Genomic DNA, 25,585 nt, shown 5'->3' on the forward strand with positions numbered 1-25,585 from the left:
ATTATTTATGATATTTTGTATACCAATCAACAAATTTCTTTACCCCTTCCTTAATCTTTACTGAAGGTTGATAGTTATATTCTTTTTTTAATTCATCGATACTTGCCCATGTTCTTTTTACATCTCCCATTTGCATTGGCATCAAATTCTTTACAGCTTCCTTTCCAAGACTCACCTCCATTTCTTGAATGAAATCCATTAACTTTATAGAATCATTGTTTCCTATATTGTAAATTTTATACAACTCTCTAGATTCAACTTTCTTTTCGATTACTCTTTTAACACCTTCTACAATATCATCGATATAAGTAAAATCTCGCTCCATATTTCCATTATTGAAAACTTTAATAGGGCGATCATTTGAAATTGCATCTGCAAACAATATAGGAGACATATCTGGTCTTCCCCAAGGTCCATAAACTGTAAAAAATCGTAATCCTGTTGTTGGTATTTTATATAAGTGACTATAGGTATGAGCCATTAACTCATTACTTTTCTTTGTAGCTGCGTATAAACTAACAGGAGTATCAACCTTATCCTTTTCTTCAAAAGGAACTTTAGTATTTGCCCCATAAACACTTGAGCTACTTGCATACACCAAATGCTTAATAGAAAATTGTCTAGATGCTTCTAAAATATTTAAATAACCTACTATATTACTTTGTATATATACATCAGGGTTTTCAATACTATATCGCACTCCAGCTTGGGCTGCCAAATTACATACAACCTCAAACTTTTCCTTTTCAAACAACGAGAACAGCTCTTGTTTATCCTCTAAATTTAAACGTACAAACTTAAAGTTACTAAATCTATTACTGGTACATTCATTATAAAACTCAGTCGCTTCAACCTCATTTACTCCTAACTCTTTTAAGCGAGCATATTTAAGATTTACATCATAATAATCGTTTATATTATCAATCCCAACAATTTCATGACCTCCATTTAAAAGAATTTTACTTAAATGAAAACCTATAAAACCTGCTGCTCCTGTGACTAATATTTTCATTAGTTTAATTTTTCCCTATTTGATAATACTCAAATCCTTTTTCTTCAAGATTAAATACGTTGTATTGATTTCTTCCGTCAAAAATTATTGATTGTTTTAATCTTTGTTCAATTTCCTCAAAGTCCGGAGATCTGAATTCTTTCCATTCTGTAAGTAATATCAACGCTTCTGCATCTTCTAAAACATCATACTTTGATTTTTTATAAGAAACCCCATTTATATCTTTTAAGTAAAAATGTTGTGCTTCTTCCATTGCTTTAGGATCATAAGCATTCACTCTAGCTCCTCTCTTGACTAATTCTTTAATAACATAAATTGCAGGTGCTTCACGCATATCATCAGTCCCTGGTTTAAAAGCTAAGCCCCAAAGCCCAAAAGTTTTCCCTGATAAATCCTCTCCAAACCTTCTTACTATCTTTTCTGCAATTACAAATTTTTGCCTATTATTTACGTCTTCTACTGAGGTTATTAACTGGGCATTATACCCATTCTCCTCCGCTATTTTTTTAAGTGCTTTTACATCTTTGGGAAAACAAGACCCTCCATATCCTGCTCCTGGATAAATAAAACTATAACCAATTCTAGAATCGGATCCAATTCCAATACGAACATTATTAATATCTGCTCCAACTCTTTCACAAATATTAGACATTTCATTCATAAAAGAAATTTTAGTAGCCAACATAGCATTTGCCGCGTATTTAGTCATTTCAGCAGATCTTATATCCATAGCAATAAAACGATCATGTGACATTGTAAAAGGTGCATATAATTGCCTCATCTTTTCAAAAGCATACTCTGATTCTGCTCCAATCACTACTCTATCTGGCTTCATAAAATCATTGATTGCATCACCTTCTTTTAAAAACTCTGGATTAGAAACTACATCAAATGCAATTGTTTCTCCTCTTTTATCTAATTCTGCTTGAATTGCTTCTTTTACTTTATCGGCTGTTCCAACTGGTACAGTTGATTTATCAACTACAACTAGTTTTCTCTTCATTTTCTGACCAATCTCTTTAGCTACCGCTAAAACATATTGTAAATCGGCCGACCCATCTTCTCCCATAGGAGTTCCTACAGCAATAAAAACTATTTCTGCTTCTTCTATTGCTTCTTCTAATTTTGTAGTAAAAAACAGATTCTCATTTTCAACATTTTTAAGAACCATTTTTTCCAGTCCTGGCTCATAAATTGGAATAATTCCTTTATGAAGTTTATTTATTTTTTCCTGATCAATATCTACACATGTTACTTTGTTTCCCATTTCAGAAAAACATGTACCCGATACTAATCCAACATATCCCGTACCTATTACAGCTAATTTCATTAAATTTTATTTGAAATATATTCTATTACTAAATAATCTTTAGCAAAGATATACTATTTTAAGAGTGTACTTATTACTGAGACAAAGAAAACCTGTAGATTATTGTTCCTCTTTGTTTTGATGGTGCATTGCCATCAGCATTCCATTTAGTTCTTAAGGCTGCTTGTTTAGCCGGTTCAAGTAAACATGGCGCTGTATTAGTAGACCCTTTTACTCCTGGAACTGCTTTAATCACTTTTCCATTTTGATCTACTTCAATACTTACAACTACTGTCCCTTCTTCCTGGCAATCAGGCTTTTTTATAGGCTTAGAAAGTGCTTTTCTTCCCGCTAAATTATAATTCCCACCAGAACCACTTCCCGAACCTCCATAGTATTTATTCGAGTTTGGATCTCCATTTTCATTTCCTTTTAAGCCTGCCTGATCATCATCTCCTTCGCCTGCGTTTGCCCCATCCTTAGATGTTCCATTTAACAAACTATTTAAAGCATCAGTAGTTTCTTTTGAAGGTTTTGGCTTTGGTTTTTCTTTCGGCTTCTCTTCTTTTGGAGCCTCTTTTACCTCTTCTTTTTTCTCTTTTCGTTTTTCTACTACAGGAACATTCTCAGCAGCTTCATTTGTTATCACCTCCTCCTGAATAGTTTCTTGTGGTGTTTCTTCTACTTCTTCCTGAATCTCTTCTACAACTTCCTCTTGCTCCGGTGTAGCTTGAGCTTTTGTTTTTTCAACAGGTTCTCCACTACCTACTTCAGAGTTTCCAAAATTAATTGCCAAACCATATTCAATAGGAGGATCAAGATACTTCATTCCGTAATTAAATATTCCCAATAACAATAATATCAGAATAATTGCGGTAATTACCGCCGATTTACGTTTATGTTTTGTATCGAAAACTGTCATACTATTTCCCTTTTACAGCCAATATCATTTTTAACTTATTCTTATTAGCTATATCTATAACCCTCATTACGTTTTTATATGGTACGTTTTGATCTCCTCTAATAACAACTGTCTTCTTCTTATCCGCTCCTACTTTTAACAGTATTTCTCTCTCCAAATTATTTGAATTTACTTTAGTCTTATCAATATAGAATGAAGAGTTTTTTGTTATTGTAACTGCCACTGAAGTTTGATTTTCTGTTTTCCCTCCAGCTTTTGGTAATAAAACATCAATAGCACTAACTGTTACTAGTGTAGACGTTAACATGAAAAAAATCAACAATAAAAAAACAATATCTGTCATTGACGACATATTGAAACTTGGATCAACCTTATTTCTACCTCTTAAATTCATTATACAGGTTCATTTAATAAATCTAAAAACTCTACAGATTTTGCCTCCATTTGGTACACTACCTTATCTGTACGAACCACCAAGTGATTATAAGCAATATATGCTATAATCCCTACAATAAGTCCTGCAACAGTTGTTGTCATTGCAGTATATAATCCATCAGAAAGCATCTTAATATCTATTTGCCCACCAGAGTTTGCTATTTCATGAATTGCAACAATCATTCCAATTACAGTACCTAAAAACCCAATCATAGGAGCAGCACCGGCAATAGTTGCCAACACTGAAACATTTCTCTCTAACTGATATACTTCTAATTTTCCAGCATTTTCAATTGCTGTGTTAATATCATCTAATGGTTTTCCAATTCGAGAAATTCCTTTACCAATTAACCTTGCAGTTGGAGTAGATGTATTGTCACATAAAGCTTTGGCACTTTCAATTTTACCATTAGTCACATGATCTCTAATTTGATTCATAAAGTTTTTATCTACTTGAGAAGCTGCCTTTATAGCAAAAAAACGTTCAAAATAAATATACAAGGCCACAGCTAAAAGGACAAATAATAATGCAATAATAATTTGTCCTCCTACACCACCATCCATAATTAACTTATAAATGGATAATGTTTTTTCTTCAGATACTTCTTCTGCTAATTGTTGAGCTTCTTGAAATAATAACATAAAATAACTATGAATTAGAGTTAATGTTTTAATTACCTAACGGTTTGTTTTCTCTTAAATTGTTTTACAATACAAGTATAAAAAAGTCTTCCTCAATAATCACAATTGAAGAAGACTTTTTCTAATATATTTTTATACGACTCTTAAAGTAGTGTTCTCATTACCATAAATGCTAATGAACCAACTACAAAACCTATCAAAGCAAGCCATGAAATTTTCTTTAAATACCAAAAGAAATCTATTTTTTCCATTCCCATTGCTACAACACCTGCTGCCGAACCTATAATTAACATAGACCCTCCAGTTCCTGCTGCAAACGCAATAAAATGCCACAATTCATTATCTAATGGCTCAGAGAACATTCCTAAAGACGCTGCCACTAATGGAACATTATCAATTACAGCAGACCCTACACCAAGTAACATTACTACTAAATCAGATACTTTAGTTCCTTCTAATTCAGTTCCCATTAATGGAATAGAGTTCTTTAATGAATCTGCAAAATTAAATAAGATACCTAATGACTCTAATGCCGCTACTGCCATTAAAATCCCTAAGAAGAATAAAATACTAGGCATTTCAATCTTAGACAAGGAATGGTGAACTGGACTATGATGTGCATGTGAATCCAATTCTTCACTATCAAAATCTGTTAAAGAGAATTTTGTTCTAGAATATATTTCTGCAAATGTCGCCACTACACCTAATGACAACATCATACCTACGTAAGGTGGTAAATGCGTAACGGTTTTAAAAATTGGCACAAATACAATTGCTCCTAAACCTAAGTACAACATCGTTGCACTATACTTATTTGGCTTACTATTTTCCTCCCTCTCTTCAACTTCAATATCTCCTTTAAAGGCTGGTAAAAAAGTTGCAATAAAAGAAGGAACGGCCATACATAATACAGATGGAATAAATAGGTATAAAAACAACATTGGTGTTGTAACTTTCTTACCAATCCATAACATTGTAGTTGTTACATCTCCAATAGGAGACCAAGCCCCTCCAGCGTTAGCAGCGATGATAATTAATCCTGCAAACCAAATACGATCTTCTCTCTTCTTTACAATTTTTTGAAGAATCGAAATCAATACGATGGTTGCTGTTAAGTTGTCAATTATAGCTGATAAAATAAAAGCTAATATCGAAAATAACCATAAGATTTTTTTCTTACTCTTAGTTTTTACATATCCTTTAATCGTAGAAAAACCATCGAAATAATCTATAATCTCAACAATGGTCATTGCTCCTAAAAGAAAAACTAAAATCTCTGCTGTTTTACCTAAATGGTGCAACAAAGTTTCTTCCATTAAATGCATTTTATCTTCATGAGCCAATCCTGGAAAACCTTCAACTAAAGCATGCTTTCCTGAATCAAACCAATTTGAAAAACTATCTACTCCTAATGCTACCATTGCCCAACACAATGCCATCATTACTAATGCAGGTATTAATTTATCTATTTTTAAATTGTGTTCTAAAGTAATCCCCAGATACCCTAAAACGAAAATTAAAATAATCGCTGATTCCATATATTTATATTAATTCTTTTAATGCTATTTCAAAAGCAGTTTCACTTATTCTTGTCTTAGATGCGCTTTTTGCAAAAGTTCTTTGCAATGCTTTTTTGATAATACTAGAAGTATCATCAAAGATAGCCTCATCCGTCATTTCTACTCGGCGTTCCATAAAGTATGCAAATACTCTAGCCATACCGCAGTTAGATATAAAATCAGGAATTAAACTAACTTTTTTATCAGTATCTTCCATAATAGGACCAAAGAAGATTTCTTTATCAGCAAAAGGTACATTTGCTCCACAAGAAATAACCTCTAATCCAGAGTTAATCATTTGATTAATTTGTTCTTGAGTTACTAACCTTGATGCTGCACAAGGAGCAAAAACTTCACATGGTAATTTCCAAATTCTCTCATTCATTTCTTCAAATGGAATCATGTGTTCAGAAACTAACGTATTTCCATCTTTGTTTAAGAACATTTCTTTAATTTCCTCAAAAGAAAATCCTTCTTCATTGATAACTCCTCCGACACGATCAATAATACCAACAACTTTAGCTCCCATTTGAGCTAAATAATATGCTGCAGCAGATCCTACGTTTCCAAAACCTTGAACTACGGCTCTCTTTCCTACAACACTACCTCCGTAAATATCATAATAATGTCTAACAGCTTCTGCAACACCGTATCCTGTAATCATATCTGCCACAGTATACTTTCTTAGTACACTTGGAGACAAATTTTCATCCTCTAAAACTTTAATTACCCCATGACGTAATTGTCCAATACGGTTAATCTTGTCAGCTTCGGTAGGTTTAAAGTGTCCATTAAACACTCCTTCTTGTGGATGCCATACACCACTATCTTCGGTAATTGGAATAACCTCATGAATTTCATCAACATTCAAATCTCCTCCAGTACCATAATAATTTTTCAATAACGGAGCTACGGCTTTATACCAACGTTCTAATACGCCTTTTTTTCTTGGGTCTCTTGGATCAAAATTAATTCCAGATTTAGCCCCACCAATTGCCGGGCCAGAAACTGTAAATTTCACCTCCATTGTTTTTGCTAAGGACATTACTTCATATTTATCAAGTCCTTTACGCATTCTTGTACCACCTCCAGCGGCACCACCTCTTAGTGAATTTATAACCGTCCAACCTTCTGCTTCTGTTTCAGGGTCTTTCCAATTAAACACTATTTCTGGTTGCTTTTCTTCGTATTGTTTAAGTAATTCTTTCATTGTTAATTTAAATGGGTAATTCAACTTTAATTAATTTCTTTTTCATGATCTAGTATCTTACATTTTTATATTCTTCCCAAAGGGAAGCTAAAGTTGACTCATTTTGTGTAGACTTTTAGTTGTTTTGTAATTCGAACAAATTTACCATAAAAAAACCAGTACTCAAATAGTTTAATTTTATTTCTCTGGAATAAAAATCACCCCAGATGAATGGTCTTCTCTCGCCCCCGTTACAGACTTCAGGCAATTTACTTCATTCTTTAATTTTAACACACCTAAAAAAGCAAAAATTAACGCTTCTTTATAATTAATGAGCATATTTTCTGGAACTGTAACGCTTTTTCCCACTAAAACTTCTATTCTCTGTAATAAAAACTTATTAAAAGCTCCACCACCAGTAACCAAAACTAACGAATCAACCAATAGAATATTGCTTATTTGAATAGCTATATGCTCTATAAATGTTCTTAAAATTGTTGGTACATTAGATTCCTTCTCATCAATTAAAGGAAATATAGATGACTGAACCCATTCCAAGCCTAACGATTTTGGATGTTTCTTTTTATAAAACTCTAAACTATTCAAACATTCTAGTAGCTCATAATTGATATTTCCATTAGCCGCTATCTTTCCTTCATCATCATACTCCAAATTCAATTTTCTACAATAATGATTCAATACAATGTTTACAGGACATACATCATAAGCAACCCTTTGATTATTCTCCTTAAAAGAAATATTAGCAAAACCACCCAAGTTGATGCAATAACCATAATTTGAAAATAATAATTGATCTCCTATAGGAACTAAAGGAGCTCCCTGACCTCCTAACTTGACATCCTGCGTTCTAAAATCACAAACTACTCTTTGCTTGGTAATATTAGCAATCTCTTGACCATTTCCAATTTGTAGTGTAATTCCTTTATCTGGCTGATGAAAAATGGTATGACCATGTGAAGCTATAAAGTCTATATTCTCAATTGCAAACTTTTCAATAAAATTCGCAATTTCATTTCCAAGCAATTTTCCATATTCAATATCTAAACCTATCAACTCATCTTTCGAAAAACGAATAGCATTTCTTAAATTATCCATCCATTTATAATTATATGGAATCGTTATAGCTTCAATAATAGCAAAGTCTGTATAATCATTAGAGTTAATTCGAACGTACGCAACATCCAATCCATCTAAAGAAGTACCAGACATAACTCCTAAACAGAAAATATCTTTGTTTTGCATCTGGTAAAAATAACAAGTCTATTGAAAAATTCATATTAAAAAAGTATCTTTGAGCTCATTTTTTACGAATTTAACAAAAACACATATAATGGATTTTAATCTTACAGAAGAGCACCTAATGATTCGTGATGCTGCTCGTGATTTTGCACAAACCGAATTATTACCTGGAGTTATAGAAAGAGACGAGAAACAAGAGTTCCCTCAGGAACTAGTTCGCAAAATGGGTGAATTAGGATTTATGGGAATAATGGTAGATCCAAAATATGGAGGAAGTGGAATGGATTCTGTTTCTTATGTGTTGATCATGGAAGAGCTTTCTAAGATTGATGCTTCAGCTTCAGTAATGGTTTCTGTAAACAACTCATTAGTATGTTATGGTTTAGAAGCATATGGAACTGAAGAGCAAAAACAAAAGTATTTGACAAAATTAGCTACTGGTGAAGTAATTGGAGCTTTTTGTTTAAGTGAACCAGAGGCTGGATCAGATGCTACCTCACAAGCCACTACTGCAGTAGACAAAGGAGATCACTATTTATTAAACGGAACTAAAAACTGGATTACTAATGGTGGACGTTCTGATGTTTACTTAGTTATTGCACAAACCGACAGAGATAAAGGACATAGAGGAATTAATGCTTTTATCGTTGAAAAAGGTATGGAAGGATTTCACATTGGACCAAAAGAAGACAAGCTAGGAATTCGTGGTTCTGACACTCATACATTACAATTCAATGATGTAAAAGTTCCAAAAGAAAACAGAATTGGAGAAGATGGATTTGGGTTCAAGTTTGCCATGAAAACTTTATCAGGGGGTCGTATTGGTATTGCTGCACAAGCTTTAGGAATTGCTTCTGGAGCTTATGAATTAGCTTTAAAATACTCTAAAGAACGTAAAGCTTTCGGAACAGAGATTTGTAATCATCAAGCAATCGCATTCAAATTAGCTGATATGTATACAGAAATTACTGCTGCTCGTCATTTAGTAATGGCTGCTGCATGTAAGAAGGATGCTGGTGAGAATTATGACCGAGAAGGGGCAATGGCAAAGTTATATGCTTCTAAAGTAGCAATGGAACATACTGTTGAGGCTGTACAAATTCACGGAGGTAATGGATTTGTTAAAGAATATCATGTTGAACGTTTAATGCGTGATGCAAAAATTACTCAGATCTATGAAGGAACATCTGAAATTCAAAAAATAGTAATTTCTAGAAGCTTAATAAGAGGTTAATATTTTTATCTCTTACTGAATAAATATCAAGTCCACTTTTTTTAAAGTGGACTTTTCTTTTTTATGGCGTGTCCACTTTCGTGGTCGGGCTATAGGCGTTACATCGTAACGAGCTTCTATCCCTTACGCAAATCATTTTCAAAATTAATCTTATGCAAATGTAATCCAGATGCAGGTGCAACAACCTTATCCATTTCAATAGTATTTCCTACTTCTAAACTCTTTCGTATAAATTCTAAATCATAAACTCCACTTCCTACTCTTTCTAAAGCGCCCATAATTAAACGAATTTGATTACGCATAAAACCACTACCTTTTACTACCAACACATAGCTTACTTTAGGAAAAAAAGAAGCTGTAAGTTCATTATTTTCAATTATTTCACATGAATTAATTGTTCGAATAACTTTAGTTGCTTCATTGGGTCTTTTACAATAGTGTGTAAAATCATGTTCTCCCTCAAAAAGCTTCGCTGCTAATTGCATTTTTTCAATATCCAAATTACTCAAATAGCCCACCAAAAAAGGGGCACTATAAGGATGATTCTTTACTCCATGAGAGAAATAATAACGATATTCTTTCTCTTTAGGGTGCTGAATAATATTAAAATTAGCATTTTCTACCTTTTCTATAGATACCGCTTTAACATCAGCAGGAGAATTCAAATTAAACAATTCTATAAAATCATTTAAATCAAGGGTATCATCTAAAAATAGTTGAAAGGCAAAATCAGTAGAAGACACTTTTGCATCCGTTCTACCTACACCGATAGTCTTAAAGCGAATACCTTTATATATAAACTTAACTGTTTTATCTACAAACAAATGAATCGTTTTTAAGTTAGGTTGTTTTTGCCAACCATGAACTCTAAAACCTAAATACTGTAATCTAATTAAATAAGAATGCCTATAATTCATGCTTCAAATCTACAACCATTTTCAATTTTATCCTTATTTTGAATCACCTTATATAAATTATTGATAATTCAATAAAACAATGTTTTCGATAAAAAAAAAACTAACAAAAACGTTTTTTTAACCAAAACTACACATCTAAAAAACATTTTTTTATTAAAAAATTGCATTTTTATTAAATTCTCTTTTTTTGCAGTTTTATTTGAATACTTCTCATTTTACACATAGTTAAGTTTCCTCATTTTATCATATTAAAATTTTTACCCCCATTTTTTTATCACCCTAACCACTCACGAAAACGTTTTCAACACCTAACAACCTACATATCATTTGTTTATATCTTAATAAATTTCAAAATTAGTACCTCATTTAATCAAGAAATTCAAATAATAATAGTCCAAAAACAACAAAAAAAAGGTTATCGACTATGTACTCTTTTGAACAAAAAATCATCTATTATGAGTTTAATTCTTCCTCTAATTCAAGATAATACTGCAGATGTATTAACAGAAGTCGCTAAAATCAAAAAAGACATGGGAATGCTATGGATGCTTCTTTCAGCAATTTTAGTATTCTTCATGCAAGCTGGATTTACCTTAGTTGAATCTGGAATGACACGTTCTAAAAATGCAGTAAACATTGCTATGAAAAATTTACTCGACATCTGTGTAGGTTCTTTAACCTACTGGATGATAGGTTATTCATTAATGTATGGAAGTACTTCAAATGGATGGTTCTTCTGGAGTGGTTTATTTCAAGGAAAAGGAGCTGATCTTCTTTTTCAAACCATGTTTGCTGCAACCGCTGCTACCATCGTATCAGGAGCTATTGCAGGTAGAACCAAATACTCTACTTATGTTATATTTTCAGTTATTATGACCTCTTTAATTTACCCAATAGCTGGTGGTTGGCAATGGCAAGGCGAAGGTTGGTTAACAAAAATGGGATTCATCGATTTTGCAGGCTCTTCAATTGTACATTCAGTCGGAGGATGGGCTGCCCTTGTTGCTGCTATTCTAGTGGGACCTAGAATCGGAAAATTTGTAGATGGTAAAGTAATTCCCATTCCTGGACACAATCAAATATTAGCCACCTTAGGTGTTTTCATCTTATGGTTAGGATGGTTCGGATTTAATGGAGGATCACAATTAGCTTGGGGAGGTGATGATGCAATTGCGGCATCTAATATAGTGTTACTTACAAATATTTCTGCTGCTGCAGGAGGTTTAGGAGCACTTATCACTACATGGATTTGGTATGGAAAACCTCATTTAGCACAAACCTTAAATGGCGCTTTGGCTGGTTTAGTAAGCATTACAGCAGGTTGTGGAAACATGACTGATATCGGTGCAGCTTTAGCCGGATTAATCGGAGGTATTTTAGTTGTATTCTCCATAGAATTTATTGAAAAAAAATTAAAAATAGACGATGCCATTGGTGCTGCGTCTGTTCATGGAGTTGTTGGTGTATGGGGAACCTTAGTTATTGGACTTTGGGGTGTTACCGGTGATAAAGGAATTGGGCTTCTCAATGGTGGAGGATTCTCTCAATTAGGAATTCAGGCTATTGGAGCTTTTGCTTATGCAATATGGGCAATTGTGCTAGCATTCGCGGTTCTATTCACATTAAAGAAAACAATTGGATTAAGAGTTTCTAGAGAAATTGAAGAAAAAGGATTGGATTTAGCTGAACACGGTACCATTGCATACCCTGGAAAAAGAGATAGAGGTGAATAGTTTTTACAACTATCTTCCTTAAGCATACTGAGCTAACTGAAATTGTTAGTTGTGTTAAACTTTAATTATTGTAAAACAGCATAAAATGAAACAACAAGGATTATATTACCCAGAGTTTGAGAGAGACAATTGTGGTGCTGGATTCATTTGTAATTTAAATGGAGAAAAATCAAACACTATTATCCATAATGCCCTTGAAATTCTGGTAAAATTAGAACATAGAGGAGCTGTAAGTTCAGATGGAAGAACAGGTGATGGTGCTGGTATTCTTATTGACATTCCTCACGAATTCTTTAAACGTGTTTGCTCGTTTACAATCCCTTCCCCAAAAGAATATGCTGTCGGAATGGTATTCCTTCCAAAAAGCTCTAACCAATCCAATTATTGTATTTCAATTCTTGAAGAAGAAATTAACAAACAAGGGTTAAGAGTTATAGGTTGGAGAGATGTTCCTGTTGATACTTCATTTATCGGTAAAATAGCTTCTAAAACCGAACCTAAAATAAAGCAAATTTTCATAGACAAAAACAACAAAGAACTTAGTGACTTAGCCTTTAATGCTAAACTATTTGCAGCAAGAAAAATCGCTGAACATACTATTGCCAAATCAAAACTTTCTCAAGCAGAATACTTCTATTTGCCAAGTCTATCTACGACAACATTAATTTATAAAGGGCTTTTGATTCCTGAAGATATTGGTAGGTATTATAAAGATTTAAAGGAAAAAGACGTAGTCACAAGGTTGGCTCTTGTACATCAACGTTTTTCTACCAATACATTTCCGGCATGGAGTTTAGCACAACCTTTCCGCTATATGTGTCACAATGGTGAAATAAACACATTAAGAGGAAATGTAAGTAGAATGAGAGCTAGAGAAGAACTTATGAAAAGCAACTTGTTTGGTGAAGATATTCAAAAGTTATTTCCTATTGTAAGAGATGGTAAGTCTGATTCTGCTTCAATGGATTTGGTGGTAGAACTTTTATTAATGACCGGTAGATCTTTACCAGAAGTAATGATGATTATGGTTCCTGAAGCTTGGGAAAAACATCAAACAATGTCTAAAGATAAAAAAGCGTTCTATGAGTACAACTCTTGTATTATGGAACCATGGGATGGGCCTGCTTCAATTCCTTTTACAGATGGAAATTATATTGGAGCTCTTTTAGATAGGAACGGACTAAGACCCTCAAGATATACGGTTACCAAAGACGGATTTGTTATTATGTCTTCTGAAATTGGAGTAGTTCAAGTTGATCCAGAAAACGTAGAAAGACATGGTCGATTAGAACCTGGTAAAATGTTCTTGGTTGATATGAATGCTGGAAGAATTATTGAAGATGACGAAATTAAATCTGAAATTGTTTCTAAAAAACCTTACGAAGAGTGGGTGAAAGAGCATACACTTCCTTTAGCAAAAGTTCCTTATACAAATAACATGTGTCCTATTGAAGCAACCAATTATAAAACTAGGTTGCGTGTTTTTGGATATACTCTGGAAGAAATAAACACTGTAATTATTCCAATGGCTACGAAAGCCAAAGAGGCTATCGGGTCAATGGGGAATGATACTCCATTAGCTGTCTTATCCAACAAACCTCAATTATTATATAATTACTTCAAACAATTGTTTGCTCAAGTTACCAATCCACCTTTAGACGGAATTAGAGAAGAACTCATTACAGATATCAGTCTTGCTATTGGAGGAGATCGTAATATTTTTGATATTATTCCAGAGCAAGCTAAAAAACTTAGAATTCAGAATCCAGTAATCTCTAATGGGGATTTAGATAAGATAAAAAATATAGATCATCCCGATTTTAAAGCAGTATCAATTCCTATTTTATACCCTATCGATAAAGGGGTTAATGGTTTAGAAAAAGCATTGGATGATTTACTCATTGCAGTGGAAAAAGCTGTTTTTGAAGGAACTAACATTATCATTCTTTCCGATAGAAATGTAGATAAAGAATATGCACCAATCCCAGCATTGTTAGCCTGTTCTTATGTACATCATTCATTAAACAATAAACAGAAGCGTTCTAAATTTGGAATTGTAATTGAAACTGCCGAAGCTAGAGAACCACATCATTTCGCCACATTATTCGGATATGGCGCAAGTGCTATTAATCCGTATTTAGTAAATGAAATAATTCGTGAGCAAGTAAAAACCAATGTTATTAAGAACCTGGATGAGGAAACTGCTGTAGAGAATTTTAACAAGGCAATTGGTAAGGGACTATTGAAAATAATGAACAAAATTGGAATCTCTACCCTACATTCTTACAGAGCATCACAAATATTTGAAGCCTTAGGTTTAAAAAAAACTTTTGCTAGTAAGTATTTCCCTTATACTCCTTCAAGAATTGGAGGAATTGGTTTGGTTGTTCTTGAAAAAGACATTCAAACAAGATTTGACAAAGCATTCAAACTTGAAAATTATAAATCTGTTCTTGATCTAGAAATAGGAGGAGATTACAGATGGAGAAGAAATGGAGAAAAGCATATGTTTAACCCAACTACAGTAGCCAAACTACAACAAGCTGTTCGTAGTAAATCTAAAGAAAGTTATCAAACCTATGCCGATAAAATTAACAAGCAAAGTGAAAACTTAATGACCTTAAGAGGATTGTTTGAATTTAACAATCTTGATCCCATTTCAATTGATGAAGTTGAGCCATGGACCGAAATTGTAAAAAGGTTCAAAACTGGAGCTATGTCTTACGGTTCTATTAGTGAGGAAGCACATGAGAATTTGGCCATAGCCATGAATAGAATTGGAGGTAAAAGTAACTCTGGTGAAGGTGGTGAAAATAAATTAAGGTTTAAAAAAGAATCTAATGGCGACTGGAAAAACAGTGCGATTAAACAAGTTGCTTCTGGACGATTTGGTGTTTCGAGTAATTACCTTACCAATGCTAAAGAGATTCAAATAAAAATGGCGCAAGGAGCAAAACCAGGAGAAGGTGGACAATTACCTGGCGAAAAAGTACTTCCTTGGATTGCTGATGTTAGAAACTCAACACCATATGTTGGGTTAATTTCTCCTCCACCACACCACGATATTTATTCTATTGAAGATTTAGCTCAGTTAATATTTGATCTTAAAAATGCCAATAGAGAAGCTAGAATTAATGTCAAATTAGTTTCAAAAGTTGGTGTTGGTACTATAGCAGCTGGAGTTGCAAAAGCAAAAGCAGACGTGATTTTAATTTCAGGTTATGATGGAGGTACTGGAGCCTCTCCTTTAACCTCATTAAAACATGCTGGTTTACCTTGGGAATTAGGGCTAGCCGAAGCACAGCAAACACTTGTTTTAAATGGATTAAGAAACAGAGTTGTGTTAGAAGCAGATGGACAATTAAAAACCGGTAGAGATGTTGCTGTTGCCGCCTTATTAGGAGCCGAAGAATTCGGTTTTGCAACTGCTCCATTAGTAGCTTCAGGATGTATTATGATGCGAGCTTGCCATTTAAATACGTGTCCTGTTGGAATTGCTACTCAAAATCCTGAACTACGTAAAAACTTTAAAGGAACACCAGAGCATGTTATTAACTTCATGTACTTCGTTGCGGAGGAGTTAAGACAAATTATGGCACAATTAGGATTCAGAACTATCAATGAAATGATTGGTCAAAGTCATAAGCTAAATACTAATAAGGCTATAAATCATTATAAAGCCAAAGGTGTAGATCTTTCTGCAATTCTTTATCAACCGCTACAGGAAAAAGAAACAATCCTATACAATACAGAAAAACAAAACCACAATTTAGACAATGTTCTAGATTTTAAAATTTTAAACGATGCAAAATCAGCAATTATCAATTCAAAAGAAACAAATCTGCAATACTCAATTCAAAACACAGATAGGGCCGTTGGTGCTATTCTCAGCAACGAAATCTCTAAAAAACACGGAGAGAAAGGACTTCCAGAAAACACACTTAATCTAACTTTTAAAGGTTCAGCTGGACAAAGTTTTGGAGCTTTTTCAACTAAAGGGCTTACACTTACTGTTGAAGGAGAAACAAACGATTATCTCGGAAAAGGTCTATCGGGAGCTACCTTGATTGTAAAAAAACCCGATGTTGCAACTTTCAAAGCAGCTGATAATATCATCACAGGAAATGTAAGTTTCTACGGAGGCATAAAAGGAAAAGCTTTTATCAATGGAATCGCAGGAGAGCGTTTTGCCGTGAGAAATTCTGGAGTTACTGCAGTTGTAGAGGGTGTTGGTGATCACGGTTGTGAATATATGACTGGTGGTAAAGTAATTATTCTAGGTAAAACAGGTAGAAATTTTGCTGCTGGTATGAGCGGAGGAATTGCCTACGTATTTGATGAAGAGAACCAGTTTGTAAACAATTTATGTAATAAAGAAATGGTCGATTTAGATCCTCTAGATGACAATGATTTCTTTGAACTTAAAACTCTTATAGAAGTTCATTACAATTACACTGATAGTGAACTTGCAAGACAACAACTCGATAACTGGAACACTGTAAAGAGTAAATATGTAAAGGTATTCCCTAAAGACTACAAAAAAGCTTTAAAAAGACTATCTGAAGAAAAAATAGTATTAAAAAAAATCACAGCATAAGTTATGGGTAAAATTGGAGGATTTATAGATATTGGGAGGCAAGATGAAACCAATATCAAAGTAGAGGAAAGATTAAAAAACTATGAAGAGTTTACAATTGCCCTAAAAGAAGCTGAAATAAAAAAGCAAGGTGCTAGATGCATGGACTGTGGAATTCCTTTTTGTCATAGTGGTTGTCCGTTAGGAAATTTAATTCCTGATTTTAACGATATGGTGTATAAAGGAGAATGGCAAAAAGCAGCAGAAATATTACACGCAACAAATAACTTTCCTGAATTTACAGGAAGGTTATGTCCCGCTCCATGCGAAAAATCATGTGTTTTAGGATTGGTTAACAATCCTGTTGCTATCGAAAACATAGAAAAAAATATTGTTGAACGAGCATTTGCCAATGGTTGGATTCAACCAAACCCTCCGAAAGTGAGGACGGGAAAAACGGTAAGTGTAATTGGTTCTGGTCCTACTGGACTAGCAGCTGCTCAACAACTCAATAGGGCAGGTCATAATGTTACTGTTTTTGAAAGAGATGATGAAGTTGGTGGTTTATTAAGATATGGTATTCCTAATTTTAAACTTGAAAAAGAAATCATCGATAGACGTGTAAAAATACTAGAAAAAGAAGGAGTTATCTTTAAAACAAATGTCAATGTTGGAGTAAATTACGATATTAAAAATCTAGATTATTTTGATGCCATATTATTATGTGGAGGTGCTACACAAAGAAGAAGTATTCCAGTAAAAGGAATTGAATCAAAAGGAGTGCACCAAGCAATGGATTTCTTGACACAACAGACAAAATTAGTATTTAACAAAGAAATTGAAGGTGAGTACATTTCCGCAGAAGGAAAGAATGTTATCGTCATTGGAGGTGGCGATACTGGTTCAGATTGTGTAGGCACATCCAATAGACAAGGCGCAAAATCGGTTACTAACTTTGAAATTATGCCAAAGCCACCTGCACTTAGAAGTGCAAAAACTCCTTGGCCTTATTGGCCACTGCAATTGAAAACAAGCACTTCTCACGAAGAAGGTTGTGATAGAAATTGGTTAATTAACACTAAGGAATTTATTACCGATAGCGATGGGAATCTAACCGCTCTTAAAACTGTTGAAGTAAAATGGGAAATTGTTCCAGGTGAACGTCCTAAACTTATTGAGAAGCCTCATACTGAAAAAATTTGGCCTTGTGATTTAGCTCTTTTAGCTCTTGGTTTTACAGGCCCTGAAACTACTTTAAGTGATCAGTTAGGTTTAACATTAGATAATAGAAATAACTATAAAGCAAATAACTATCAAACCAATATTCCGCATATTTTCACTGCCGGAGATATGAGAAGAGGTCAATCTTTAATTGTTTGGGCGATTTCTGAAGGAAGAGAAGCTGCTATTAGCATTGACAAATACTTAACCAGCGTAAGCTATTTAGCCACTAAAGGAAACGGTGATCTTCCTGGTATATAAGCAATTAGATTAAAACGTTTTCATAGAATTTTCATTTTATATGAGAATTCTTGCAAAACGTTTTTTAATTTTCAGTATTAAAAAAAATACAATGTCCAAACTACCTAAAATAAAAAGATTTGAAGAGAGTGTAGAGGCTAAATATAAAATATACAATAGTATTTTTATGACGCTGCCATTTAGCAGCATTACAAAAACAGGTGTACTCCTACCTCTATTTCACGAAACCTGTAAGAAAGGATATAGTCAAGGAGATGATCCCACTACTATTGTAAAAACATTTTTTGAAAAATATCAAGCTCGAAGAGATGAAAAAAGTCAAATAAATTTACTTTTCCGATTTATTCAATATATCGAAAGACAAGTCGTTTTATTTGACGCTATTGAGGATGCCGCATTTCCTATTGTAAATAACATGGACGGAATAGGTACTTTGAGAAATTTAAAAGAATTTGCTTCCTCTAATAACAAAATGGAGCAATTAAAAGATTTTTTACAAGACTTTAAAGTAAGAATTGTTTTAACTGCACATCCAACACAGTTTTACCCAGGATCTGTTCTTGGTATTATTACAGCTTTATCAGAGGCTATAAAAAACAATGATTTACAACAAATTACTCAGCTCTTGGCTCAGTTAGGAAAAACACCATTTTTCAGACAAAGTAAACCTACTCCTTATGATGAAGCAATTAGTCTAATCTGGTACTTAGAAAATGTATTTTATCATTCTTTTGGAAACATCTATGACTATATAAAAGAAAACATTTTTTCAGAGTCTGAAGATTTAAAAAATGACGTTATCAACATAGGATTCTGGCCTGGAGGAGATAGAGACGGAAATCCCTTTGTTACGCCAGAAACCACCTTAAAAGTCTCTGAGAAACTCAAAGAAGCTATTATTAAAAATTATTATCGTGATATTAGACTTCTCAAAAGAAAATTAACTTTTGCTGGTATAGAAGATCGCATCATTAGTTTAGAAAGAAAATTGTACGAGATCATTCTGAAAAAAGATACTAATTCAATTTCATTAAAATCTTTAGAACAAGAACTTCTTAATATTAAGGATATCCTAATTAATGAACATCAATCACTATATCTAAAAGAAGTAAAAAGTCTCTTAAATAAAATAAAACTTTTCGGATTCCATTTTGCTAATCTGGATATAAGACAAGATAGTAGACAACATCATAATGTCTTTACCATTTTAGTAGATACCTTAAATAAACACAATTCAACAATCTTTCCAAATAATTATCATGATTTAGAAGAAACTGAACAGATAAAAATACTTTCTGAAATCAAAGGAACTTTTGATTTAAATATTATTAAAGATGAATTTGCTTTGAAAACCATGAAGACCATGCAGGTTATCAAGACAATTCAAGACAAAAACGGAGAAGCAGCTGCAAATCGATATATCATAAGTAACAATCAAACATCATTGAATGTTATGCAATTGTACGCAATGCTCAAATTAGCAGCTTTTAATGATCAGTTAACTGTTGATATCGTTCCTTTATTTGAAACGATTACAGACCTTAAAAATGCCCCTAAAGTAATGGAAGAATTATATACTAATTCTTCCTATATGAACCACCTTAAAAAAAGAGGTCAAAAACAAACCATAATGCTTGGCTTTAGTGATGGAACTAAAGATGGTGGTTATTTAATGGCTAACTGGTCAATCTTCAAAGCTAAAGAAGCATTGACTGCAATGTCAAGAAAATATGGAATTACCGTGATATTCTTTGATGGTCGTGGAGGACCACCAGCAAGAGGTGGAGGAAAGACTCATCAATTCTATGCTTCTTTAGGTCCAAATATCGAGGATAGAGAAGTTCAATTAACCATTCAAGGACAAACCATTAGTTCAAATTTTGGAACGTTAGATTCGTCTCAATACAACATGGAGCAATTAATTAGTTCTGGAATTAGTAATAAACTAAATGGTATTAATGAGTTGATGACCGATGATAATATTTCAGTTATGAATGAACTTGCAACTATTAGTTATCAAACTTATAGTGATTTTAAAGCTCATCCTAAGTTTTTATCATATTTGGAAAAAATGAGCACACTTAAATATTATGCAAAAACAAATATTGGTAGTCGACCTTCAAAGAGAAATACCTCTGCTAGTTTGGTTTTTGACGATTTAAGAGCCATTCCTTTTGTTGGATCCTGGAGTCAATTGAAACAAAATGTACCTGGATTTTTTGGTGTAGGTAGTGCTATGAAGCAATTTGAAGCTAAAGGAGAATTCGATAAAGTAGTTCAACTATACAATGAATCGAGTTTCTTTAAAACCTTAATTGAAAACAGTATGATGTCTTTATCTAAATCATTCTTCGATTTAACTAAATATATGGCTAATGATAAAGAATATGGAGAATTCTGGAAGTTGATATACGATGAGTATTTATTATCTCACAGGTTAATATTAAAGCTTACTGGTTATACTACCTTAATGGAAAATCAACCAGCAGGTAAAGCCTCTATAGATATCAGAGAACATATTGTATTACCGTTATTAACCATTCAACAATATGCCTTAAAGGAAATTCAAAAATTAGGAGAACAAGAAAATAGTAATCCTGAAAAACAGGAGATTTTTGAAAAAATTGTAACCCGATCATTATTCGGAAATATTAATGCAAGCAGAAACTCAGCTTAGTAAAGTAGTAAACAATAAGCCTAAGATACTTTAATCTCTGAATTAAGCGCAAAAAAAAACCTCAATCTTTTTAATAAAAGACTGAGGTTTAAAAGAAAGGCGACGACCTACTCTCCCACCAGTGGCAGTACCATCGGCGCTAATGGGCTTAACTTCTCTGTTCGGAATGGTAAGAGGTGAGCCCCATTGCTATAATCACCTTAAACTGTTTCAGTTGTTTCAACTGTATATGTTTGACATATGGTAAAATAATATGATAATCTAAATCAAGTTTGTTTTTACGTAAAATACTCTTTCTAAAGAGTGTCCTTCCTCCCGAAGGAGGAAGACTACGTACATAAGCCTATGGGTTATTAGTACTACTCAGCTACATACATTACTGCACTTACACTTATAGCCTATCAACGTGGTGATCTTCCACGACCCTTTAAAGAAATCTCATCTTGTGGTGGGTTTCGCGCTTATATGCTTTCAGCGCTTATCCCTTCCCAACGTAGCTACCCAGCAGTGCCCCTGGCGAGACAACTGGTACACTAGAGGTTAGTCCAACTCGGTCCTCTCGTACTAAAGTCAGATCCACTCAAATTTCTAACGCCCACAGCAGATAGAGACCGAACTGTCTCACGACGTTCTGAACCCAGCTCGCGTGCCACTTTAATGGGCGAACAGCCCAACCCTTGGGACCTTCTCCAGCCCCAGGATGTGACGAGCCGACATCGAGGTGCCAAACCCCCCCGTCGATGTGAGCTCTTGGGGGAGATCAGCCTGTTATCCCCGGAGTACCTTTTATCCTTTGAGCGATGGCCCTTCCACACGGAACCACCGGATCACTATGCTCTACTTTCGTACCTGATCGACCTGTATGTCTCTCAGTCAAGCTCCCTTATGCCATTGCACTCTACGCACGGTTACCAAGCGTGCTGAGGGAACCTTTAGAAGCCTCCGTTACTCTTTTGGAGGCGACCACCCCAGTCAAACTACCCACCACGCACTGTTCTCATCACTGAGTTAGGCTCTAGATAAGCAAAGGGTGGTATTTCAAGGTTGACTCCACAACGCCTAGCGACGCTGCTTCAAAGCCTCCCACCTATCCTACACATTACTTATCCAAAGTCAATACGAAGCTATAGTAAAGGTTCACGGGGTCTTTTCGTCCCGCTGCGGGTAATCGGCATCTTCACCGATACTACAATTTCACCGAGCTCATGGCTGAGACAGTATCCAGATCGTTGCACCATTCGTGCAGGTCGGAACTTACCCGACAAGGAATTTCGCTACCTTAGGACCGTTATAGTTACGGCCGCCGTTTACTGGGGCTTCATTTGATTGCTTCGCCGAAGCTAACAACTCCACTTAACCTTCCAGCACCGGGCAGGTGTCAGGCCTTATACATCATCTTTCAATTTAGCAAAGCCCTGTGTTTTTGATAAACAGTCGCCTGGATCTTTTCACTGCGGCCCACCAGAGGTGGGCGACCTTTCTCCCGAAGTTACAGGTCTATTTTGCCTAGTTCCTTAGCCATGAATCTCTCGAGCACCTTAGAATTCTCATCCCAACTACCTGTGTCGGTTTACGGTACGGGTTCTTATAAACTGAAGCTTAGAGGTTTTTCTTGGAAGTTCTTAGCCGCACTATCCACGCGTCCGAAGAGTTGTGGTACTATCACATTTCAGCTAGGTCTGCGGATTTGCCTACAGTCCCAATACCTACGTGTTTCAACGAGCTATTCCGTCAGCTCGCGGCGGGTTCATTACTCCGTCACCCCATCGCATTTATAAGAAGTACAGGAATATTAACCTGTTGTCCATCGACTACTCCCTTCGGATTCGCCTTAGGTCCCGACTAACCCTCAGCTGATTAGCATCGCTGAGGAAACCTTAGTCTTTCGGTGAGGGGGTTTCTCGCCCCCTTTATCGTTACTTATGCCTACATTTTCTTTTCTATACGTTCCAGCATGCCTCACAGCACACCTTCAGCACATATAGAATGCTCCCCTACCACTTTATTAAGTCCATAGCTTCGGTAATATACTTATGCCCGATTATTATCCATGCAGAACCGCTCGACTAGTGAGCTGTTACGCACTCTTTAAATGAATGGCTGCTTCCAAGCCAACATCCTAGCTGTCTAAGCAGTTCCACCTCGTTTATTCAACTTAGTATATATTTGGGGACCTTAGCTGATGGTCTGGGTTCTTTCCCTCTCGGACATGGACCTTAGCACCCATGCCCTCACTGCTGAGAAACATTTTATAGCATTCGGAGTTTGTCAGGAATTGGTAGGCGGTGAAGCCCCCGCATCCAATCAGTAGCTCTACCTCTATAAAACTTTTACTCAACGCTGCACCTAAATGCATTTCGGGGAGTACGAGCTATTTCCGAGTTTGATTGGCCTTTCACCCCTATCCACAGGTCATCCAAAGACTTTTCAACGTCAACTGGTTCGGTCCTCCACTGTGTGTTACCACAGCTTCAACCTGCCCATGGATAGATCACTCGGTTTCGCGTCTACTACTACTAACTAATTGCGCCCTATTCAGACTCGCTTTCGCTTCGGCTCCGGACCTTAAATCCTTAACCTTGCTAGTAACAGTAACTCGTAGGCTCATTATGCAAAAGGCACGCCGTCACACAGTAAATGTGCTCCGACCGCTTGTAGGCGTACGGTTTCAGGTTCTCTTTCACTCCCTTACTTAGGGTTCTTTTCACCTTTCCCTCACGGTACTAGTTCACTATCGGTCTTTCAGGAGTATTTAGCCTTACCAGATGGTCCTGGCAGATTCATACAGGATTACACGTGTCCCGCACTACTCAGGGTACTGCTATATCCTCTTCGTTTACCTATACGAGACTATCACTCTCTTTGGTTAGTCTTTCCAAACTATTCTAGTTCACTTAGATTCTAATGTCGCAGCCCTACAACCCCCAATTTGCCGTAACAAATTAGGTTTGGGCTAATCCGCGTTCGCTCGCCACTACTAACGGAATCACTATTGTTTTCTCTTCCTCCGGGTACTTAGATGTTTCAGTTCTCCGGGTTTGCTCCTTTCGGTGACATGTCTTCAACATGCCGGGTTGCCCCATTCGGAAATTAACGGATCATAAATTATGTGCATCTCCCCGTTACTTATCGCAGCTTATCACGTCCTTCTTCGCCTCTGAAAGCCTAGGCATCCGCCATACGCCCTTATTTAGCTTATTGTACTTTTTGCTCTAGCATTACACTAGAACGAGCTCTTTATAATTCTTTATATTTTTATAAAAATAATTCGTTAGATATTTATCTAACTCTCTATCTTGATTCTTTACGATATCATTTTACCAATATGTCAATGAACTTTAGGTTATAAAAACCTCGTGGAGAATACCGGAGTCGAACCGGTGACCTCTTGCGTGCAAGGCAAGCGCTCTAGCCAGCTGAGCTAATTCCCCTTCTCTAGTAAGAGGAGCCTCATGAGCGATTAAGTTACTTAACACTCTCACCCAACTTCTAGAATTTCCTTACTTCGACCTTAATTAAAATAGTAGTCTCGGGCAGACTCGAACTGCCGACCTCTACATTATCAGTGTAGCGCTCTAACCAGCTGAGCTACGAGACTATTAAGATCTTAGTCTTTTTTTTAAAATTAACAGCAAAGAGTAAATTACCTCTTTTGTAACTCACCATCTTTCTCTAGAAAGGAGGTGTTCCAGCCGCACCTTCCGGTACGGCTACCTTGTTACGACTTAGCCCTAGTTATCAGTTTTACCCTAGGCCGCTCCTCTCGGTGACGGACTTCAGGCACCCCCAACTTCCATGGCTTGACGGGCGGTGTGTACAAGGCCCGGGAACGTATTCACCGGATCATGGCTGATATCCGATTACTAGCGATTCCAGCTTCACGGAGTCGAGTTGCAGACTCCGATCCGAACTGTGATATGGTTTATAGATTCGCTCCTATTCGCATAGTGGCTGCTCATTGTCCATACCATTGTAGCACGTGTGTAGCCCAGGACGTAAGGGCCGTGATGATTTGACGTCATCCCCACCTTCCTCGCGGTTTGCACCGGCAGTCTCGCTAGAGTCCCCAACTTTACTTGATGGCAACTAACGATAAGGGTTGCGCTCGTTATAGGACTTAACCTGACACCTCACGGCACGAGCTGACGACAACCATGCAGCACCTTGTAGAGAGTCCGAAGAAAGTCTATCTCTAGATCATGCACTCTACATTTAAGCCCTGGTAAGGTTCCTCGCGTATCATCGAATTAAACCACATGCTCCACCGCTTGTGCGGGCCCCCGTCAATTCCTTTGAGTTTCAATCTTGCGATCGTACTCCCCAGGTGGGACACTTATCACTTTCGCTTAGTCACTGAATAATTCCAACAACTAGTGTCCATCGTTTACGGCGTGGACTACCAGGGTATCTAATCCTGTTCGCTCCCCACGCTTTCGTCCATGAGCGTCAGTACATACGTAGTAGACTGCCTTCGCAATCGGTATTCTGTGTAATATCTATGCATTTCACCGCTACACTACACATTCTATCTACTTCCATATGACTCAAGTCAACCAGTATCAAAGGCAGTTCTACAGTTAAGCTGTAGGATTTCACCTCTGACTTAATTGACCGCCTGCGGACCCTTTAAACCCAATG

General features: G+C 35.7%; 14 protein-coding genes, 2 tRNA genes and 3 rRNA genes (1 of these 19 running past the window's edge). 5 read left to right on the forward strand and 14 right to left on the reverse strand.

Going from position 1 to position 25,585, the window contains the following annotated elements:
- Position 1: 1 nt before the first annotated feature.
- The 8 genes from ABNT22_RS16210 to ABNT22_RS16245 all read right to left on the reverse strand — a co-directional run bounded on the left by ABNT22_RS16210 (position 2) and on the right by ABNT22_RS16245 (position 8,331).
- Positions 2-1,012: an NAD-dependent epimerase gene (locus ABNT22_RS16210; protein ID WP_348717631.1), complete on the reverse strand. Its 1,011-nt coding sequence runs from the start codon at positions 1,010-1,012 to the stop codon at positions 2-4.
- 4 nt (positions 1,013-1,016) lie between these two features.
- Complete coding sequence (locus tag ABNT22_RS16215) at positions 1,017-2,342, reverse strand: UDP-glucose/GDP-mannose dehydrogenase family protein (protein ID WP_348717630.1); 1,326 nt, start codon at positions 2,340-2,342, stop codon at positions 1,017-1,019.
- Positions 2,343-2,415: 73 nt separating this feature from the next.
- Positions 2,416-3,243, reverse strand: coding sequence for an energy transducer TonB (locus ABNT22_RS16220; RefSeq protein WP_348717629.1), 828 nt, complete (start codon positions 3,241-3,243; stop codon positions 2,416-2,418).
- 1 nt (position 3,244) lies between these two features.
- Positions 3,245-3,637, reverse strand: coding sequence for a biopolymer transporter ExbD (locus tag ABNT22_RS16225; RefSeq protein ID WP_348717628.1), 393 nt, complete (start codon positions 3,635-3,637; stop codon positions 3,245-3,247).
- Positions 3,637-4,320, reverse strand: a complete 684-nt coding sequence (locus ABNT22_RS16230; protein ID WP_348717627.1) for a MotA/TolQ/ExbB proton channel family protein — start codon at positions 4,318-4,320, stop codon at positions 3,637-3,639. The genes ABNT22_RS16225 and ABNT22_RS16230 overlap by 1 nt, the downstream gene beginning before the upstream one ends.
- A 143-nt stretch (positions 4,321-4,463) precedes the next feature.
- Complete coding sequence (gene nhaD, locus ABNT22_RS16235; RefSeq protein WP_348717626.1) at positions 4,464-5,858, reverse strand: sodium:proton antiporter NhaD; 1,395 nt, start codon at positions 5,856-5,858, stop codon at positions 4,464-4,466.
- Positions 5,859-5,862: 4 nt separating this feature from the next.
- Positions 5,863-7,089, reverse strand: a complete 1,227-nt coding sequence (locus tag ABNT22_RS16240; protein ID WP_348717625.1) for a Glu/Leu/Phe/Val dehydrogenase dimerization domain-containing protein — start codon at positions 7,087-7,089, stop codon at positions 5,863-5,865.
- A 177-nt stretch (positions 7,090-7,266) separates the two neighbouring features.
- Complete coding sequence (locus ABNT22_RS16245) at positions 7,267-8,331, reverse strand: anhydro-N-acetylmuramic acid kinase (RefSeq protein WP_348717624.1); 1,065 nt, start codon at positions 8,329-8,331, stop codon at positions 7,267-7,269.
- Positions 8,332-8,419: 88 nt separating this feature from the next.
- On the opposite strand from ABNT22_RS16245, the gene ABNT22_RS16250 reads away from it, so the two are divergent.
- Positions 8,420-9,562 carry an acyl-CoA dehydrogenase gene (locus ABNT22_RS16250; RefSeq protein WP_348717623.1) on the forward strand — a complete coding sequence of 381 codons (1,143 nt, stop codon included), beginning with the start codon at positions 8,420-8,422 and terminating at the stop codon, positions 9,560-9,562.
- Positions 9,563-9,678: 116 nt separating this feature from the next.
- Here ABNT22_RS16250 and ABNT22_RS16255 read toward each other — a convergent pair whose 3' ends face one another.
- Positions 9,679-10,479: a tRNA pseudouridine(38-40) synthase TruA gene (locus tag ABNT22_RS16255; protein WP_348717622.1), complete on the reverse strand. Its 801-nt coding sequence runs from the start codon at positions 10,477-10,479 to the stop codon at positions 9,679-9,681.
- Positions 10,480-10,934: 455 nt separating this feature from the next.
- Here ABNT22_RS16255 and ABNT22_RS16260 point away from each other — a divergent pair, with 455 nt between their 5' ends.
- From ABNT22_RS16260 to ABNT22_RS16275, 4 genes are all read left to right on the forward strand, one after another.
- Positions 10,935-12,212 carry an ammonium transporter gene (locus ABNT22_RS16260; RefSeq protein WP_348717621.1) on the forward strand — a complete coding sequence of 426 codons (1,278 nt, stop codon included), beginning with the start codon at positions 10,935-10,937 and terminating at the stop codon, positions 12,210-12,212.
- Positions 12,213-12,297: 85 nt separating this feature from the next.
- Positions 12,298-16,809, forward strand: a complete 4,512-nt coding sequence (gltB, locus tag ABNT22_RS16265) for a glutamate synthase large subunit (protein ID WP_348717620.1) — start codon at positions 12,298-12,300, stop codon at positions 16,807-16,809.
- 3 nt (positions 16,810-16,812) lie between these two features.
- Positions 16,813-18,270, forward strand: coding sequence for a glutamate synthase subunit beta (locus ABNT22_RS16270; protein ID WP_348717619.1), 1,458 nt, complete (start codon positions 16,813-16,815; stop codon positions 18,268-18,270).
- Positions 18,271-18,361: 91 nt separating this feature from the next.
- Positions 18,362-20,947, forward strand: a complete 2,586-nt coding sequence (locus ABNT22_RS16275) for a phosphoenolpyruvate carboxylase (protein WP_348717618.1) — start codon at positions 18,362-18,364, stop codon at positions 20,945-20,947.
- Between the two features lie 94 nt (positions 20,948-21,041).
- Here ABNT22_RS16275 and rrf read toward each other — a convergent pair.
- From rrf to ABNT22_RS16300, 5 genes are all read right to left on the reverse strand, one after another.
- Positions 21,042-21,150 (reverse strand): 5S ribosomal RNA (gene rrf, locus ABNT22_RS16280).
- 130 nt (positions 21,151-21,280) lie between these two features.
- Positions 21,281-24,148: ribosomal RNA gene (locus tag ABNT22_RS16285) — 23S ribosomal RNA — on the reverse strand.
- Positions 24,149-24,304: 156 nt separating this feature from the next.
- Positions 24,305-24,378 (reverse strand) — tRNA-Ala (locus ABNT22_RS16290).
- Between the two features lie 93 nt (positions 24,379-24,471).
- Positions 24,472-24,545 (reverse strand) — tRNA-Ile (locus tag ABNT22_RS16295).
- 78 nt (positions 24,546-24,623) lie between these two features.
- Positions 24,624-25,585: ribosomal RNA gene (locus tag ABNT22_RS16300) — 16S ribosomal RNA — on the reverse strand; it runs 559 nt beyond the window's last position.
- The 16S, 23S and 5S rRNA genes sit together here with 2 tRNA genes alongside, the layout of an rRNA operon.

It is taken from the genome of Tenacibaculum sp. 190130A14a (assembly GCF_964048965.1).
In the GTDB taxonomy this organism is placed as follows: Bacteria; Bacteroidota; Bacteroidia; order Flavobacteriales; family Flavobacteriaceae; genus Polaribacter; species Polaribacter polynesiense.